At 51.4% G+C, this 15,430-nt stretch carries 15 protein-coding genes; 10 read left to right on the top strand and 5 right to left on the bottom strand.

The window, feature by feature from the left end:
• Nucleotides 1-183 precede the first annotated feature (183 nt).
• The gene (locus SNR34_RS29785; protein WP_236413380.1) at nucleotides 184-1,626 is read left to right on the top strand and encodes an alanine/glycine:cation symporter family protein; all 1,443 of its coding nucleotides are present in this window, start codon (nucleotides 184-186) and stop codon (nucleotides 1,624-1,626) included.
• 111 nt (nucleotides 1,627-1,737) lie between these two features.
• Here the strand turns inward: SNR34_RS29785 and SNR34_RS29780 are convergent, their stop codons facing one another.
• The gene (locus SNR34_RS29780; protein WP_486180803.1) at nucleotides 1,738-2,580 is read right to left on the bottom strand and encodes a methyl-accepting chemotaxis protein; all 843 of its coding nucleotides are present in this window, start codon (nucleotides 2,578-2,580) and stop codon (nucleotides 1,738-1,740) included.
• A 276-nt stretch (nucleotides 2,581-2,856) separates the two neighbouring features.
• On the opposite strand from SNR34_RS29780, the gene SNR34_RS29775 reads away from it, so the two are divergent.
• Nucleotides 2,857-3,549 carry a Crp/Fnr family transcriptional regulator gene (locus SNR34_RS29775; RefSeq protein ID WP_236413378.1) on the top strand — a complete coding sequence of 231 codons (693 nt, stop codon included), beginning with the start codon at nucleotides 2,857-2,859 and terminating at the stop codon, nucleotides 3,547-3,549.
• A 153-nt stretch (nucleotides 3,550-3,702) separates the two neighbouring features.
• Here SNR34_RS29775 and pepT read toward each other — a convergent pair whose 3' ends face one another.
• A complete protein-coding gene (pepT, locus tag SNR34_RS29770; protein ID WP_339275198.1) occupies nucleotides 3,703-4,941 on the bottom strand; it encodes a peptidase T in 1,239 nt (412 codons plus the stop codon).
• Between the two features lie 224 nt (nucleotides 4,942-5,165).
• On the opposite strand from pepT, the gene SNR34_RS29765 reads away from it, so the two are divergent.
• Nucleotides 5,166-6,200 carry an NADH:flavin oxidoreductase/NADH oxidase gene (locus SNR34_RS29765; protein ID WP_486180802.1) on the top strand — a complete coding sequence of 345 codons (1,035 nt, stop codon included), beginning with the start codon at nucleotides 5,166-5,168 and terminating at the stop codon, nucleotides 6,198-6,200.
• Between the two features lie 136 nt (nucleotides 6,201-6,336).
• Nucleotides 6,337-6,762, top strand: a complete 426-nt coding sequence (locus tag SNR34_RS29760) for an SRPBCC family protein (RefSeq protein WP_339275196.1) — start codon at nucleotides 6,337-6,339, stop codon at nucleotides 6,760-6,762.
• 132 nt (nucleotides 6,763-6,894) lie between these two features.
• On the opposite strand, the gene SNR34_RS29755 is transcribed toward SNR34_RS29760, so the two are convergent.
• On the bottom strand, nucleotides 6,895-7,617 hold the full coding sequence (locus tag SNR34_RS29755) for a GyrI-like domain-containing protein (RefSeq protein WP_486180801.1): 723 nt from the start codon (nucleotides 7,615-7,617) through the stop codon (nucleotides 6,895-6,897).
• 140 nt (nucleotides 7,618-7,757) lie between these two features.
• Here SNR34_RS29755 and SNR34_RS29750 point away from each other — a divergent pair, with 140 nt between their 5' ends.
• From SNR34_RS29750 to SNR34_RS29735, 4 genes are all read left to right on the top strand, one after another.
• Nucleotides 7,758-8,240, top strand: coding sequence for a GyrI-like domain-containing protein (locus SNR34_RS29750; protein WP_486180800.1), 483 nt, complete (start codon nucleotides 7,758-7,760; stop codon nucleotides 8,238-8,240).
• 214 nt (nucleotides 8,241-8,454) lie between these two features.
• Nucleotides 8,455-9,630 carry an acyltransferase gene (locus SNR34_RS29745; protein WP_236413371.1) on the top strand — a complete coding sequence of 392 codons (1,176 nt, stop codon included), beginning with the start codon at nucleotides 8,455-8,457 and terminating at the stop codon, nucleotides 9,628-9,630.
• A 515-nt stretch (nucleotides 9,631-10,145) separates the two neighbouring features.
• Nucleotides 10,146-11,333: an HNH endonuclease gene (locus tag SNR34_RS29740; protein WP_486180799.1), complete on the top strand. Its 1,188-nt coding sequence runs from the start codon at nucleotides 10,146-10,148 to the stop codon at nucleotides 11,331-11,333.
• Between the two features lie 210 nt (nucleotides 11,334-11,543).
• Nucleotides 11,544-12,200, top strand: a complete 657-nt coding sequence (locus SNR34_RS29735) for a TVP38/TMEM64 family protein (RefSeq protein WP_236413370.1) — start codon at nucleotides 11,544-11,546, stop codon at nucleotides 12,198-12,200.
• A gap of 54 nt (nucleotides 12,201-12,254) precedes the next feature.
• On the opposite strand, the gene SNR34_RS29730 is transcribed toward SNR34_RS29735, so the two are convergent.
• Nucleotides 12,255-12,773 (bottom strand): cupin domain-containing protein, encoded by a 519-nt coding sequence (locus SNR34_RS29730; protein ID WP_486180798.1) that lies wholly within the window; start codon nucleotides 12,771-12,773, stop codon nucleotides 12,255-12,257.
• A gap of 155 nt (nucleotides 12,774-12,928) precedes the next feature.
• Between SNR34_RS29730 and SNR34_RS29725 the strand changes: the two genes are divergently transcribed.
• Entirely contained in the window at nucleotides 12,929-13,927 is a 999-nt protein-coding gene (locus tag SNR34_RS29725; protein WP_236413368.1) for an NAD-dependent epimerase/dehydratase family protein, read from the top strand.
• 169 nt (nucleotides 13,928-14,096) lie between these two features.
• Here the strand turns inward: SNR34_RS29725 and SNR34_RS29720 are convergent, their stop codons facing one another.
• Nucleotides 14,097-14,270, bottom strand: a complete 174-nt coding sequence (locus SNR34_RS29720; protein ID WP_486180797.1) for a CsbD family protein — start codon at nucleotides 14,268-14,270, stop codon at nucleotides 14,097-14,099.
• Nucleotides 14,271-14,469: 199 nt separating this feature from the next.
• Between SNR34_RS29720 and SNR34_RS29715 the strand changes: the two genes are divergently transcribed.
• Complete coding sequence (locus SNR34_RS29715) at nucleotides 14,470-15,402, top strand: hypothetical protein (protein ID WP_486180796.1); 933 nt, start codon at nucleotides 14,470-14,472, stop codon at nucleotides 15,400-15,402.
• Nucleotides 15,403-15,430 lie beyond the last annotated feature (28 nt).

Raw genomic sequence — 15,430 nt, 5'->3', positions numbered from 1 at the left:
AATTTTGCCCATCACACGTAGATAAATGTCGATTTCGGTAGATGTTCCCGTACTATAAGTAACATCGTTACTTTAAGCATATGCGAAATGATGCAAACGGCAGTGCAGGATGTGTATATGAAAGCCCGAGAGCCGGGCAGATCGCCGATTCGAATGAATTATAGAAGATAAGGGGCAGTGCTGATGGAGCAAACAATACAAGATATCGTCATGTTTTTCAACGATTTTCTATGGTCCAAGTTATTGATTATTTTGTTGGTCGTGTGCGGGGTCTATTTTACCACGAGAACGAGATTCATGCAGTTTCGCATGATTGGAGACATGGTGAAGGTGCTTACCGAGCCGAAGAGCAAGAAGCCGGGCACCATATCGCCGTTTCAGGCGTTTTGCATCAGCATGGCTGCGCGCGTGGGCACGGGCAATATTACGGGCATTGCGTTGGCCATCGCTTTGGGTGGTCCGGGGGCGGTGTTCTGGATGTGGATCATCGCCATCATCGGTGCGGCTTCCAGTTTTGTGGAGAGCACGCTGGCCCAAATCTATAAAGTCCGGGACAACGGCGGTTTCCGGGGAGGACCGGCTTATTACATGGAACGGGGGTTGGGAAAACGCTGGATGGGTGCGCTGTTTGCCGTCCTGATCATTCTCTCGTTCGGTCTGGTGTTTAATGCGGTGCAGTCCAACACGATCACCGTTGCCTTTCAAAATTCGTTTGGCACGGATCGTCTGACGGTGGGCATCATCATGGCGGTAATATTCGCCGCGATCATCTGGGGCGGGGTCAAACGCATCGCCAAAGCTTCCGAATACATCGTCATCGTGCTTGCCGTGCTCTACATCGGCGTGGCTGCCTTCGTGGTGCTGTCGAACGTCACGGAACTGCCTGCAATGATTGCGTTGATCGTCAAAAATGCCTTCGGGTTCGAGCAAGTGGCGGGGGGGACGCTCGGTGCTGCCCTCATGAATGGCGTCAAACGCGGTTTGTTCTCGAATGAAGCGGGGATGGGGAGCGCGCCGAACGCTGCGGCAACGGCCGATACTTCGCACCCCGTCAAGCAGGGGCTCATTCAGGCGTTTGGCGTATTGACCGACACACTCATCATTTGCACAAGCACGGCCATGATCATCTTGATGTCCGGATTGTACGAAGGATCGAATTTGGGCGGAATTGAGCTTACCCAGGCGGCATTAAGCGTGCATATCGGATCATGGGCTTCCGGTTTTTTGGCTGTTATGGTGTTTCTGTTTGCTTTCAGTACGCTTATCGGCAATTATTATTACGGGGAGACGAACATCGAATTCCTGAAGTCCAATAAAGGATGGCTCTGGTTATACCGCGTTTGCGTCATTGCGATGGTCGTGTTTGGTGCCGTTGCCAAGGTGCAGCTGGTATGGGATTTGGCCGACTTGTTCATGGGGCTGATGGTTGTGGTGAATTTGATCGCAATCCTGATGCTGTCTAAAGTAACGTTTGAAGCGTTGAAGGATTACAAGAGGCAAAAGGCAGAAGGGCGGGACCCGGTCTTCACCCGCGACCGCATCCGCATTCCGGGCGAGGTTGAATGTTGGGAGCCGGAATCGCCATCTGCGGACAACAGTGATCGGAAGATGGTACTGCGCTCGTAGTGGCCTAGCGTGGTTGATTCATGCGTTTTCTATAAATTGAAATAAAGTAAACAAGACTTCCAGGAGATCCTACTTACGTAGTTTTCCTGGAAGTCCTGTTTGCATAACGGATTACTTGGCTTCAACCGTGTAGCTGATGAGTTGGTCTGCGAGCAGTTTCATGCGCTCCCCGGTTGCGTTCAACTTTTCGATCACATCCGTGAAAGACTGTACAAGCGTTGCTTGTTCTTGGGAAGAAGCCGCGATCTGCGATACCTCAACCTCCATTTGTTTGATGACATGCTGCACGTCTTTCAGGCTGGCATCGATATCCGTCGTGGCTTGTTTGGAATCGATCGAGAGCTTGCGGACTTCGGACGCCACAACGCCGAATCCTGCACCTGCTTCACCCACGCGGGCGGCTTCGATGGCGGCGTTCAAGCCAAGCAGGTTGGTCTGCTCCGAAATCTCTCGAATAAAGCCGGCGACTTTGTTGATCTGACTCGAATTTTGCACGGCCAGGCGTGTGTTCTCGAGAATTTGCTCGCTGGTCGCTTGCAATTCTTCGGCATGAGCGGCAACGTGCTGCACCATGTCCACCAGATGGCTGTTAATCGCTTGGTTTTCTTGGATAATGGCTTCAAGATGATTTTGATTGGACTGATCGTAGGATGCGGAGAACACGGCAACGACCTTATTTTCGTCGTCAAAAATCGGGATGCTGAGCACGTCCATTTCGAATCCGTACACTTCTGCCGGCACTTTGGTAAGCGAGGCTTCCCGACCATTCACCAAAGCGGAGAAGTTTTTGAAGTTATCGAGGAGCGGCTCGCCCGGCTTGAAACCAAGGCTGAACTTCTCGTTGGTGATCACGTCGACTACCTTTTCATGATCATATAATGAAAGGCCGACGGGTTCTCTAAGAATTCGGCTGATGTAAGGCAGGGATTTCGTAAGAGCTTCTATAATATTCATGGCTGATGTTCCTTTCCTGGCTGGAGTGATGTCTACAAAAGGTGAACAAACTGTATATATCATCGGATAAGAGTGCGCTATCATTAACTGTATTTTAGATAAATTTGTGAATGTTTAACGTAATATTTTCAGTGAAACATCCATTTATATCGTGGTGCTGGATATAAGTTCTAATAGTAACTATTTTTATATCAATATATTCCTATGTACATATATCAAAAACAGGACATGTGTCCATGACTGGCCTTCAAAAGATGACGCAGGAGGTTATTCGGTATGAAAGAAATATTGGACTTTCAACAGGTTCGTCGGCTTGCGAGAGAGCATGGTCTGGATCAGGTGTTGAATGAAGCTGCCCTTGGCGAGTTAAGGCTGTTGGAAGCTTCCAAGGGAGAAATCATTTGTTCCAAAGGCGAACGTCCCGATCGTCTGTATTTTCTCGTCGAAGGCAAGCTTAAGATTTATACGACGTCGCCTAACGGGAAATCGTTGCTGCTTCGTTTCTCCACTCCGCCTGCTTTGGTGGGCGATCTGGAGCTCGTTAATGGCAAGGAGGCCAAAAACACGGTGCAAACGGTGAGCAAAAGCTTGCTGCTTGGTATAAGCTACCATTTCCTGCAAAGCACGTATGCCAGCAATCCAAAATTTCTCCATTTCATGCTTGGCCATATAACCCACAAGCTTTATACGTTCTCCAATTTTTCGAGCCTGAACTTGTTATATCCGGTAGAAAGCCGCTTTGCCAGTTACATGTTATCCACGATGGAGCAAGGGGGACAAGTCAATGAGGAGATCCAGACCTCCCGTTTGACGGAGCTTGCCGATCTGTTAGGTACGAGCTACAGACATTTAAACCGCGTCATTTCGGATCTGTGCGAGCGGGACATCATCCGCAAAGAACAGAAAAAGATCGTGGTTCGGGATGTTGAGCAGCTGCGGGAAATCGCCGGGGGGAACATGTACGAATAATGGTCCGAAACGGATAAACGGGAGCAACGTGAGCGATGCCCATGCATAAAAGCACCCCCGATCGTTGCTGAGGGTGCTCTTTGCAGGTTGCGTTGACTTGCTAGCTGGCATGCGGCGTGAGGCGTGCACTGCCGAGAAAGTGAAGGACGTTGTTTACTTCGCGTCTTGTTCCTCGAACAGCTTCGCTATTTCAATAATAACCTTCGTTGCTTTAACCATATTGTCGACCGAGATGTATTCGAATTTGCCGTGATAGTTCTCTCCCCCGGTAAAGATGTTCGGCGTAGGCATGCCCATATAGGAGAGCTGCGATCCGTCCGTTCCGCCACGAATCGGACGAATGACGGGTTCGATGTCCAGCCGCGTCATCGCTTCATGGGCAATATCCACGATATGCTTCACAGGCTCGATCTTTTCCCGCATATTGAAATACTGGTCCTTGAGTTCGAGATTGACAATCTTTTCGCCATATTTGGTTTTCAGTTCGGCCACAATCGTTTGCATCGTGGATTTGCGGGCTTCAAAGCTGTTGCGGTCAAAGTCCCGGATAATGTAACTCATTCGGGTCTGCTCCACGTCTCCTTCAATCGATAACAAATGATAGAAACCTTCGTAGCCTTCCGTAAACTCGGGGGCCTCTTTGATCGGCAGACGGCTGTTCAGCTCCATCGCGATTTTGGCCGAGTTCACCATCTTGCCTTTTGCCGTTCCGGGGTGCACGTTGGTGCCGCGAATCGTAATTTTGGCGGCTGCGGCGTTAAAGCTCTCGTACTCCAATTCTCCAAGCGGACCGCCGTCGACCGTATATGCGTACTTGGCCCCGAATGCTGCCACATCGAAGCGGTGCGGTCCCCGACCGATCTCCTCGTCCGGCGTGAAGGCAACGCGGATCTTCCCGTGTTTGATCTCCGGATGCTCGATCAGATAAGCCATGGCCGTCATGATTTCGGCGATGCCTGCTTTGTTATCCGCGCCGAGCAGCGTGGTGCCGTCCGTCGTCATCAATGTATGCCCCTTGTATTCATGCAGCTCAGGGAACTCGGCGACGGACAGAACAACGTCCAATTCTTCATTAAGGACGATGTCTTGTCCATCGTAATTTTCAAGGATTTGCGGTTTGACGTTTTTGCCCGTAAAGTCAGTTGCGGTGTCCAGGTGGGCGAGAAAGCCGATGACCGGGATGTCCTTATCCGTGTTGGAAGGCAGCGTTGCCATGACATAACCGTTCTCGTCCATGGTGACGTCTTGCAGACCGATGGCTTTGCATTCTTCGACCAGATGTTTGCCGAGCTCCAATTGGCCTGGCGTGGAAGGGCAGGTTTCGCTATTTTCGTCGGATTGGGTGTCCATTTGGGCATAGGTGGTCAGTCTTTGGATTAAAATATCTTTCATCCGTATCACTCCTTCAGAACGGTTTGCAAATATCATACCATGTTTTGGATGGGGTTCGCGCGGGCCGGGTTAAGTATAAAAAGAGTAGAGCGGTAAAAAATGTCCGTACTTGTAATTATGCTGATCAGGCTCATAATAAGATATTGAATGACGAATGGGTTGTTTTCCGATCGTGTTTCAGGACATTGAAATAAATAACGATTTACTTAGGAGATGATGAGAAAATGACAGAATCTTTGTTTTCGCCATATCGCTTTAAGGGGCTCGAGTTGAATAATCGCGTGGTCATGGCACCGATGTGCCAGTACTCCGTAACGGCGAAAGACGGCATTCCCAACGATTGGCACCACGTTCACTACGTGAGCCGGGCGGTTGGGGGAACCGGCCTGATCGTCATTGAGATGACCGATGTGGAACCGGACGGGCGCATTACCGACAATGACCTGGGCATTTGGTCCGATGAGCATATTCCCGCTTTTGCCAAGCTTGTGAATGGAATGCATGCATATGGCTCCAAAGTGGCGATCCAGATCGCGCATGCAGGGCGAAAAGCAGAGGATGCCAAACAGCCGGTGGCTCCTTCCGTAGTGACGTTCCCTGGCGAAAACTTCAAGACTCCACGTGCGCTGAGCATGGAAGAGGTTCAGGCCATGGTGCAAAAATTCGCGGACGGCGTACGGCGAGCAGTTCAAGCGGGTGTAGACGCGATTGAGCTTCACGGGGCGCACGGATACCTGATCCACCAATTCCATTCCAAGCTGATGAATCATCGCGAGGACGAATACGGTAAAGATTTGTCGCGCTTCGGCTGCGAAATCATTCGTGCGGCTAAAAAGGTGATGCCGGATACCATGCCGCTTATTATGCGCATTTCCGCCGTGGAATACGCCGACGGAGGCTACGATATCGAACATACCCTCGACATTTCACGGACATATAAGGAAGCGGGCGTCGACATGTTCCACATCAGTTCCGGCGGCGAGGGCCCGTCTGGAACGCGGAAGCCGGGCAATTATCCCGGGTACCAGGTTCCGTTTGCCCGCCGTTTCCGAGATGAACTCGGCGTCCCGGTCATTGCCGTGGGTTTGCTGGATGACGCCTCCCTTGCTCAAGCTGTGATCGGCAACGGCGATGCCGACCTCGTGGCGGTAGGCAGAGGCATGCTGCGTGATCCGTATTGGGCCAACCATGCCGCACTGAAGTTGGGTGCGGACGTCAAGCAGGCAGCCATTGCGCAGCAATATACGCGTGGATACTGATTGAGGCCGGGCCGATGCATGGAGATGCCATGCACCGGCTTATTTGCATATTTGCACGATCCCCGGATATAGTGGTAGGAGCAACGTTTGAAACAAAGTGTACAGAGAACAATAACCTTGCCAAGGAGGCGAAGATATGGAATCATCAAGTGCATTGCCGGCAATCCGGCAACAACTCACGCTGCAGGCCCCTGCGGAGAAGGTATGGAATATCGTGTCCACGTCCGAAGGCATGGCTTCCTGGTTCATGCCCAGCAACTTGGAGCCTGTGGTGGGCCACAAGTTCATTTTGGAGGCAGGACCATTTGGCCAATCCCCTTGTGAGGTCACCGAAGTGCAGCCGCTGCATAAGCTCTCTTTTCGTTGGGGGAAAGATTGGACGCTGACCTTCGAGCTTGAAGCGCATGGGGAGAACACGGACTTCACGTTGATTCACGACGGCTGGGATGCGGACAAGCTGACCGAGTTTGGGCAGGCTCACGCCATCGTACGAGAGAAAATGTCTCAGGGCTGGACTGGAATTGTACAGAAGCTCGGTCGGGTCGTGGAAGGCCACGCCTGATTCCGATTAGAACGACAGCATGTCAAAAGCCGCAGCGATGCTCCGACGGAATGCCGGGAGAATCCTGTGGTTTTTGTATTTTATATGAACCTTAGACTTCGCGGCAGGGAGCTAACGAGGTTTATGAACGGATTATGGGCTTACGCCTTCTGCAGCGTTATCGAGTAAGGGGATGTAAATGTCCATGGTCTGCGCATCGCCGTAATGCCTTGATTCCAACGAGTAAGCTGTCATGTTCGGCTCCAACCCGCGTTGCCTCAGCTTTTCTGCCAACCATAAGAAGGTTTGATCGGTTTCAGCCCGGTCGGAGCCGCCCTGGTGGGTGTAAACGGCATATTCGCACGCAGGAAGGGTCAAGCCGACCATACCCTGCGGTATTTCGTGAAGGTGCGACACCTCCACCCCGGCCACGTAACGATATATCTTTGAACGGCTCAGCGTAACGCCCGTACTGTTCCCTGCTTGCTTTTGACGAACGATTTCATGCCGCCTGCGCTCCAGTTCCGACCATAACCTGGGGATCATGACCTTTGCCATATACACGGCTGTGAAGGGGGCTTGGAACTCGATGCCGACAATGTGGATCTCGGGACGTAATACGCGCCGGAATGGATCGGCGGCCGGCTGTATGGAATCGGTCATGATTACTTTTCGTGCAGCAGAGGGCAGCAAGGAATACCCTCCGGCCCTGCCGGCTTCTGCATACAAAGGTACCCCCATGCCGCTGAGCTCGTGCAAATACCGCAGCATAGTCCGATAGGATACGCCGAACTCGGAGGCCATGTCTTCCACGGTAAAGGTTCGTTTCTCATATACCCGCATCATCAGTTCGATCAAGCGCTGGGTTTTGGTCATGATACCGGTCGCTCCTTAAGAAGAAATGTTTTTTATTGTGACAGAATTTGTCATTATATTAGTATAAAATAGAGTCAGACTAGCGACAACAAAGACAGCATGCGTGAACAAGAACCAATGTTGAAAGGGTGAGGAGAACGATGAATCAGGTCAACGAAGCGATGCTTCTGCATAAGGATGCCGCGGTAGTCATCGGATTGAAGTGGGAGGGAACATTTGCGGAGGCGGGTGCCGGTGGCATTCGAGCTGTGCAGCTGGAATTCAAACGGCGATTGCCGGAAATTGAAGGTGTTCTCCATCCAAAGGAACTGCTAGGTCTGTCCTATCATATGACGGAAACTCATTTTTCGCATCTTGTCGCTGTCGAGGTTGAAGCGGAACAAGAGGCTTCGGTTCCCGAAGGCATGCTGCGCATGGATGTACCTGCACAGACCTATGCCAGATGCAGTCATGTCAAAGGACAGAGCATCGAGGCATCCTACAACCATATTTATGCCTGGATCGAGCAACAAGGCTTCAAAGCGTTGAACGAGCCGTTTACCCATTATGAGGTGTACCCGATGGATCAGGACCCGTACGATCCTGAACCTGAGTTTTCCATATTCATCCCCGTCAGCCAATAATTTTTTTGGCATACAGGTTGATTCCGCTTTATTCCTCCAGACCGCGTCGTTGCGGTCTTTTTTGCATTTGGTGAAGTTTAATGATGGCAAAAAAGTTGAAAATTCAGGAATTTTTAAGAAGTTGGACTACCCTTATTAAGCTATATGCCTTTTAATAGAGATTGAGATTATCGCAATACGTTATTGACGAAATAATTAAGGAGAAACGCAAAACATGACAGAAACGATCAAAAGAGAACGAATACCGGAGTTGAATCTGGTCCGCGCCATGGCCATTATCGGCGTTCTGTGCGTGCACTCGACTTCATATGCCACTGTTGACATGACGGAATCGGGATACTACTGGTTGTACAATTTCATTAACATTTTCATGAAGTATGGTACGCCTTCTTTTATTTTTCTGAGCAGCTTTGTGCTGTTCTATAACTATTATTCCCGTCCGCTCGACAAGAAGTTGATCGGTAACTTCTACAAGAAACGGTTCGTGTATATCTTGCTGCCTTATTTCCTGTTCTCCCTGTTCTACTTCGTGATTCTTCACGTTACGCATTATCAGGGGCGTCCGTTCGGGGAATCGGCCATCAGCTTCATCAGCAAGTTGTTTACGGGCAAAGCTTACACGCACTTGTACTTCGTGTTTATCAACATGCAGTTTTACCTGCTCTTTCCGTTGGTATTATGGCTGCTCAAGAAATATCCCGCCGTCGTTAAATGGTCCGTGCCGATCGGGCTGCTTATTCAATGGGCCTTCATCGTAAGCAACAAATACGGATTCCAGGTACCGAACAAAGGAAGCTGGGCATTCTCTTACTTCTCCTACTTCATGCTAGGAGCATTCATCGGGGTGTATTTTCCGAAGATCAAGCAGTGGTTTATCGTTAGCCGCGAAAATGCGACCACAGGCCGCGTAGCTTCATGGATTGCCTTATGGATTGTATGGATCGGGGCAGGTCTTGGCCATGTATACATCTACTATCTGCTTCGCATGAAAATAGCTACGTACAATACGCTGTATTATGAGCTGTTGTGGAATGTGCACACCTTTGCCTGCGCGCTGGTGCTCATCCAGATTTCTTACCTGCTGTACCGCAAGGGTCCGAAATTCCTCGTGAAGCCGCTGAGCTCGCTTGGGGCTTTGTCGTTCGGCATCTACCTGATTCATCCGTTCTTCCTGCTGGTCTATCGCGAGTTTCCGCCGCAAACGGGAACATCTTGGCTGGTGCATCTGTGGTATGCGGGAGGTTTCGGCATCGCACTCGTTGCCTCGTGGATCGTGGTAGCCCTGACAGCGAGGTTCATCCCGTTCGCTTGGGTCATTTTCGGAAATCTGCCGAAGCCCAAACCGCGTTTGGTACCTCAAAGCAATCCGGGACAGGTGGACGTTCGTTAACGTCTATCCTGCATGGAATAATAAACCGTATCCTTGTCGACCTTAGGGTTAGGGATACGGTTTTTTTGTTTACGCTTTGTACAGCCTTTTTTGAAAAAAATGAGAACAGGTGTTTCGTTCTGGTGTATAATGGGTAAGAAGGGTGTGGACATGAAACCAATTTTGGAAATAAGGTGATTCGAATGAAGACATGCGAACAATGCGGAAAAGCAGTCGAAGATATACTTGAGTATGTGGAACATATATTGCGCGAATGCGGACGAGCGCAGGGAAACGGAACGGAGAACGGTCCGGAAATCGCACAGGAGTGCTGGTATAAGGATTGCCGGAATTAGACCGTTCGGCAGGGCTTAACGATGCAATCTTAATCCGATCCGTCTTCGAAAAGCAGTCTGACTCCCTGAATGCCTCCGTTAGAGGTTTTCTTATCGGATGTGATACAATGGAAAGAAACCGGATTCATACGGAATCGAGGTGACATCATGGAGATGGGCACAGCCCCTTTCCGGAACAGCATGACAGAACATGAGGCCAGACAGACGAAAACATGTACATATTGCGGACATACCTACCCGTTGTCCGCTTTTCGGCGCAGAACCGGAAAAAGGGCTGGTGCCGGCTCCAGACGCGGGGCCTGCCGCAATTGTCGCCAACTTGGCGCGAATAAGGGTGAGCCGATGGCCGGGCTGGCAAGCGGACCGGCATGGTCAGGGCAGAGAAGTGTGGATGCCGCAGCGATTCAGGCTCGAGACGAAGGGCGAGCTTCATCTGAGACCAAGGATTTATCGGGCGCGTCCGGCATCGGCAAACCGCGAAAAAAACGTGCCAAAACCGCAGCTTTCGACAGTGCAACAGCTGCATCTCCGAAGCCTGCACGATCGCCGGTTATCACGGAAGGTCTCGCAACCGAACCCGATTCCGGGACGGCAAGCATACCTGCAGCTGCTGTTGCTGCTGATTCCGCAACCGTCAAACGAAAGCGGAGAAGGCGCAAACGCAAAAGCAAACGTCCGGAACTGCAGGCGATAGCCGAACAGTCTGCAGGGGATGAGGCAGGCACACGCCCGTTGGTCCGGGCGGAGAGCGGGCGTCAAGAAGCATCCCCCGCACGAAAGGAATCGGCAGATGCGAGTGACGTCAAACGTCCGGCAGCTGCCCATGCCAATCGCAACCGAAGTGCCGTCGCGGATGGTCGTCCGCGTCGCCATGCTGCGGCGAAACCTTCGGTATTGGACCCGGAAGACCCTTCGTTTTTGCGTACGAACAGGCAGGGCTTGGTACGCATGCGCGGCAAGACGGACAAGGGGCGGCGCTGGCATCAGGAAGTCGAGATGGAGCTTGCGGTAACGCTCGTGAAGGAGAAGGCCGCCGTCGTTGTCAATCGATATACGATTCGCCGATTGTTCAGCAACAAGGACTTCAAGCGATATATTCTGAATCGTGACAGATATACCTGTTATTTCTGTGGTTCCTATGGAGACACGATCGATCACCTTCTCCCTCGGGCCAAGGGCGGTCATACCACGCCGATGAACTGCGTGTGCGCCTGCAATCTGTGCAACCAGTCCAAGGCGGCGATGGATGCGGACGAGTTCATGCGCTCCGGCATACCCGAATGGAATGCAGCCCATCAGGAAGAGATGAACGCGATACAGGATGAGATGAACACGATAGAGGAAGAAATGAATGTGATCATGGAATGAGAAAAGGGCCATTAGGCTCTTTTTTTGTCTAAACAGCAAGTACATAAAAAAACGGTTCGCTAATGCCGGGCGTAAACACGCCGAGAAGCTAAAATTTCATCAAATTAACATCCATTCGGGACTGGCTTCTACGTTATACTTGGGTGAGCGCATTTATGAGAATCAACGCCTTCGAATAAAGGTTTGAATACTGACGGATGGAGGGAGAGCATGACTCTGACGACCTTGGACATCATGTCGTACATCACGGAAGAGAACATCCGGTTCTGGATGGAGAAGTTTCGCTCGCTCGGACCATTGCCGGGCATTTTGCTGACATTTATGAAGTCGTTCGTGCCGCCGTTGCCGACCTTGCTGATCGTGGGGATAAACGGAGCCGTGTACGGATTGTGGGCCGGATTCCTGTATTCATGGATCGGAATCGTGCTGGGCTGCACGGTGACGTTCCTGCTGGTCAGGGAAGTCGGCAAATCCAGGTTCGTGGAACGCTGGTCCAACAAACCGCGCGTACAGCGAAGCATGGTATGGATCCGGCGCAATGCCATGGGATATGTGTTTTTGCTAAGCATCTTCCCGGTGGGTCCGTTTGTCATCATTAATGTGGCTGCAGGTATCGCAAGAATGAGACTGGCCTCTTTTTTGGTGGCAGTCGGGCTGGGGAAAGCGATCATGATCTTCTGCGTGACATATATCGGTTCAAACGTGGAACAGTTCCTTGAGCATCCCGTGCGCTGGCTGGGCGTACTGCTGTTCATTGCGATTTCGCTGTGGGCCAGCCGCAAGCTGGAACGCCACTTTACCCGTTCTTCCGAACGCGAGGATGTAAGCAAGCTGGATCCACCGGCAGGCGAGTCGATTTCCTCCTGAGGGGATATCCCCTAAACAATGGAGGTCGCGCGCCATGCCGGCTGCTTGCGGCCTCTATCCCCGCAATTTGCCCCAATGCTCTACCAGCGGGCCCCCACTGCCGTACACGGGGTCGGTAAGAGGCAAGGGCACTTCCCGAATTTCATGCAGCACCGCTGGTCGTTCAGATCGTTCGCCAGTCTTAAGATTGTAGTTCATTCCTTCCGGATAAGCCCCGACGATGCGAAAGTCAGGGCTTTTTTCCATGCGTTTGTGGCCTGTTCCGGCAGGCAGCACGATGACATCCCCTGCTTCAACCCAAACGGGCTGCCCATGCTCTCCGCCGAGCAAGAGCTTTGCCGATCCTTGGATGACCGCAAGCGCTTCGTGCGTATTGCTATGGTAGTGGTGAAAATCAAATACGCCGTTGGTCCAGCTATTTCCCCAACCGTTCCTGTTCAGGAGATGTTCGGCTTCAACCGGTTGGGCTGCCCAAACATGCCGGTACAGCAGAACAGGCAAAATGGGATTGTTTGGAATGATCCCGTCATCCTTGAGATACAGGGTATCCACGTCAGCCTCTTTTGAGTTCATGTATGCATCACCTCACTAAGTATTACCCATTCCCGACGCTGCGGACAAAGAACCCTGAAAACGCATGAAAAAACGATACGAATTGTATCATTTTGAGGTATAATCATTGCATGTACGATTCAAGCATACAATGATGGCCTAGGAGGGATGAACTGGTGAACATTGTCATTACAGGTGCTTCTGGATTTGTTGGATTCAATCTCGCTCGTTATTTGGCGGAGCGGGGACATGGCCTTACTTTGATCGATCTCGATGATTATTGCCAGCGATTCTCCATGGGATCGAACAGTTCAACGATGCATCTTATCGCTCATAATCTGATAAGCGGCGGTTTGAAATGGCCTGAAAACACAGATTGCATCATTCATCTTGCGGCAATGCCTCATGTCGATTACTCGTACCACCGGCCCGTTGAAGTGTTTCAAAACAATACGGCAAGCACTCAGTCCGTTCTGCAGCACGCAGCCGATCATCGCATTCCGGTTATCCTTGCTTCTTCCGTTGAAGTGTATGGCGGGCAGCATGGGAAGGTATATCGCGAATCGGATGAGTATGCGCCGGTATCCCCTTATTCCGCCTCCAAGGTAGCCTGCGAAATGCTGGCTCAATCCTATGCCCAATGTTACGGGCTTTCCGTAAAAGTCTTTCGACTCACCAACCTCTACGGGCCGTGGCAATTGCCTGACCGGGTCGTGCCCCGCAACATGGCCAGAATGATCGCCGGCCTTCCTTTGGATATACAGGGTTCTGCCGTCCGGGATTTCCTGTATATAGAAGATGCGCTGCGTGCCATCGAATTGATTCTCCATCATGGGCGGGAGCGCCATGTCTACAATATTTCTTCGGGCGTGGGCACAACCATGCAAGAGATCGGACGGGAACTTCAAAATTTGAAACCGTCAGGACGGGTAAACCTGTCTGAAGAAGAGCCGACCAATTCCCGAGGGTCAAGCCTGGTTATCGATTCCGGCAAGCTGCGTGCCGAACTGGGCTGGGAGCCGCAAACGACGCTTGAAGAAGGTCTCGAGCGGACATTCGTTTGGTATGAAACACATAAGGATTGGGTGCGACAGTTCGCAAAGCAGTATGGTTGCTCCAGAGAGAACCGCGATTTTCTTGTGGATATGGCGAGATACGGAGTTGTTGCCGTCTGACAAAAGCAAAAAAGCCAGGGAAGGGTCGATGGATCCGAACGCCTTCCTTGGCTTTTTAACGTGTCCGCACCGTACTTACGGACGAAAAACGTGTAGTAACGGACCGGGATGCCCTCATCCTGTTGTTGGATGAATCGCAACGATTAGATATCGCCCTCTTGGCGAACGGTTAGTGATGTTTTTTTACATCGGCAATTTTGTCTTGGACCGCCCCTTTGGCTTTGTCCATCTTGCCTTCTGCCTGAAGGGATTTGTCATCCGTTGCATTGCCGACCTGGTCCTTGATCTCGCCCTTGGCTTTGTTCACGCCTGCCTTGATCTTGTCGCTAGCCGAATTGCTCATGTCGATCATCTCCTTCATCGGAAGTGTAGTCCTTTATTAACCGGGATGCGCATGTTTTAAACGCCGAGCGTGGAAACCTTTCTTCACTTCGTACGTCTTTTTGTTGAGAAAGCTGTCAGAAATCGATCCCTTCCGGAGTCAATCAAGTATAGGCACTGAATGGCGGTGCTTCTTCAACTTCAAGGGAGGATGGTATGATATGAATGCATATATCGGAAATGGAGCGTACTGCTACGCCAACTCGGCAGCCATGATGCTGGCGGCCAAGGGAGAGACCATTGAGCCGGGACTGCTCGAAGTGGCCAGTGGTTTCTCGCTGGGAGCGCATCTGATACCCAGTGGATTGCTCTTTTTTGACAATTGCTCCGAAACTCCGGATTCGGGCATCACGAGGGCGATGGAACTGCTGGGCTTCCGCGTGCAGCATCGGGTACAGGAGGAGGGCACTGCACTACCTCTGTATGAGCTAAGGGAGGCGCTGGATCAAGGCCCGGTTATGCTTGGGCCTCTGGATATGGGCAAACTGGTGTATAACCCGAACCATAACAATCTTGGCGGGTGCGACCATTATGTGCTGGCGCTGGAGATACGAGAGCATGAAGTCTGGCTCCATGACCCCGCAGGCTTTCCTTATGTCTGCCTGACACTGGAACAGCTGAACGAGGCATGGAAGGGAGGCGTATTTCCTTGGAGTCCGGGTGCCTATCGTTTTTGGTCAGGCCCTGAGCGGGTTGAGCAACTTGACGTCAAGGAACTGCATCAGCGCGTGCTGAGCTGGTTCAGGGAAACGATGCAAAATCAGTATCAGACCAAGGCCGCGGAATCCGGGCGGACAGGAAAACAGGCAATACTGCATAAGGCAAACCAGATCCGTGATGGCGCGATTGATATGGACGAATGGAGTCATTACGTATATTTTGCCCTGCCTGTCGGTGCGCGGCGGGCCCATGATTACGGCTCCTTTTTCAAAAATAATCATGGTCAGCTATCGGGCTTGAAGTACAAACAATCCCGACAGTTTGGCGAGTGTCAATCCCGCCTTGCTGCCCGTCACTGGCAAGCGGCGGCAGATGCGATGGAAGCACTGGCCGAGACGGAGGCTGCCATCGAAGAGGCTCTGCTTCAGCTGTAGCCTTGCTGTATCCAGTCTGAAACATGCA

It is taken from the genome of Paenibacillus sp. XP01, from assembly GCF_057364885.1.
The sequence above is the reverse complement of the archived record's forward strand: the minus strand, read 5'-3'. Positions and strand labels throughout refer to the sequence as shown.

Bases quoted from the DNA above. Each gene is read 5' to 3' on its own strand.
- SNR34_RS29785 (WP_236413380.1), top strand. From the start codon at position 184: ATGGAGCAAACAATACAAGATATCGTCATGTTTTTCAACGATTTTCTA.
- SNR34_RS29780 (WP_486180803.1), bottom strand. From the start codon at position 2,580: ATGAATATTATAGAAGCTCTTACGAAATCCCTGCCTTACATCAGCCGA.
- SNR34_RS29775 (WP_236413378.1), top strand. From the start codon at position 2,857: ATGAAAGAAATATTGGACTTTCAACAGGTTCGTCGGCTTGCGAGAGAG.
- pepT (WP_339275198.1), bottom strand. From the start codon at position 4,941: ATGAAAGATATTTTAATCCAAAGACTGACCACCTATGCCCAAATGGAC.
- SNR34_RS29765 (WP_486180802.1), top strand. From the start codon at position 5,166: ATGACAGAATCTTTGTTTTCGCCATATCGCTTTAAGGGGCTCGAGTTG.
- SNR34_RS29760 (WP_339275196.1), top strand. From the start codon at position 6,337: ATGGAATCATCAAGTGCATTGCCGGCAATCCGGCAACAACTCACGCTG.
- SNR34_RS29755 (WP_486180801.1), bottom strand. From the start codon at position 7,617: ATGACCAAAACCCAGCGCTTGATCGAACTGATGATGCGGGTATATGAG.
- SNR34_RS29750 (WP_486180800.1), top strand. From the start codon at position 7,758: ATGAATCAGGTCAACGAAGCGATGCTTCTGCATAAGGATGCCGCGGTA.
- SNR34_RS29745 (WP_236413371.1), top strand. From the start codon at position 8,455: ATGACAGAAACGATCAAAAGAGAACGAATACCGGAGTTGAATCTGGTC.
- SNR34_RS29740 (WP_486180799.1), top strand. From the start codon at position 10,146: ATGACAGAACATGAGGCCAGACAGACGAAAACATGTACATATTGCGGA.
- SNR34_RS29735 (WP_236413370.1), top strand. From the start codon at position 11,544: ATGACTCTGACGACCTTGGACATCATGTCGTACATCACGGAAGAGAAC.
- SNR34_RS29730 (WP_486180798.1), bottom strand. From the start codon at position 12,773: ATGAACTCAAAAGAGGCTGACGTGGATACCCTGTATCTCAAGGATGAC.
- SNR34_RS29720 (WP_486180797.1), bottom strand. From the start codon at position 14,270: ATGAGCAATTCGGCTAGCGACAAGATCAAGGCAGGCGTGAACAAAGCC.
- SNR34_RS29715 (WP_486180796.1), top strand. From the start codon at position 14,470: ATGAATGCATATATCGGAAATGGAGCGTACTGCTACGCCAACTCGGCA.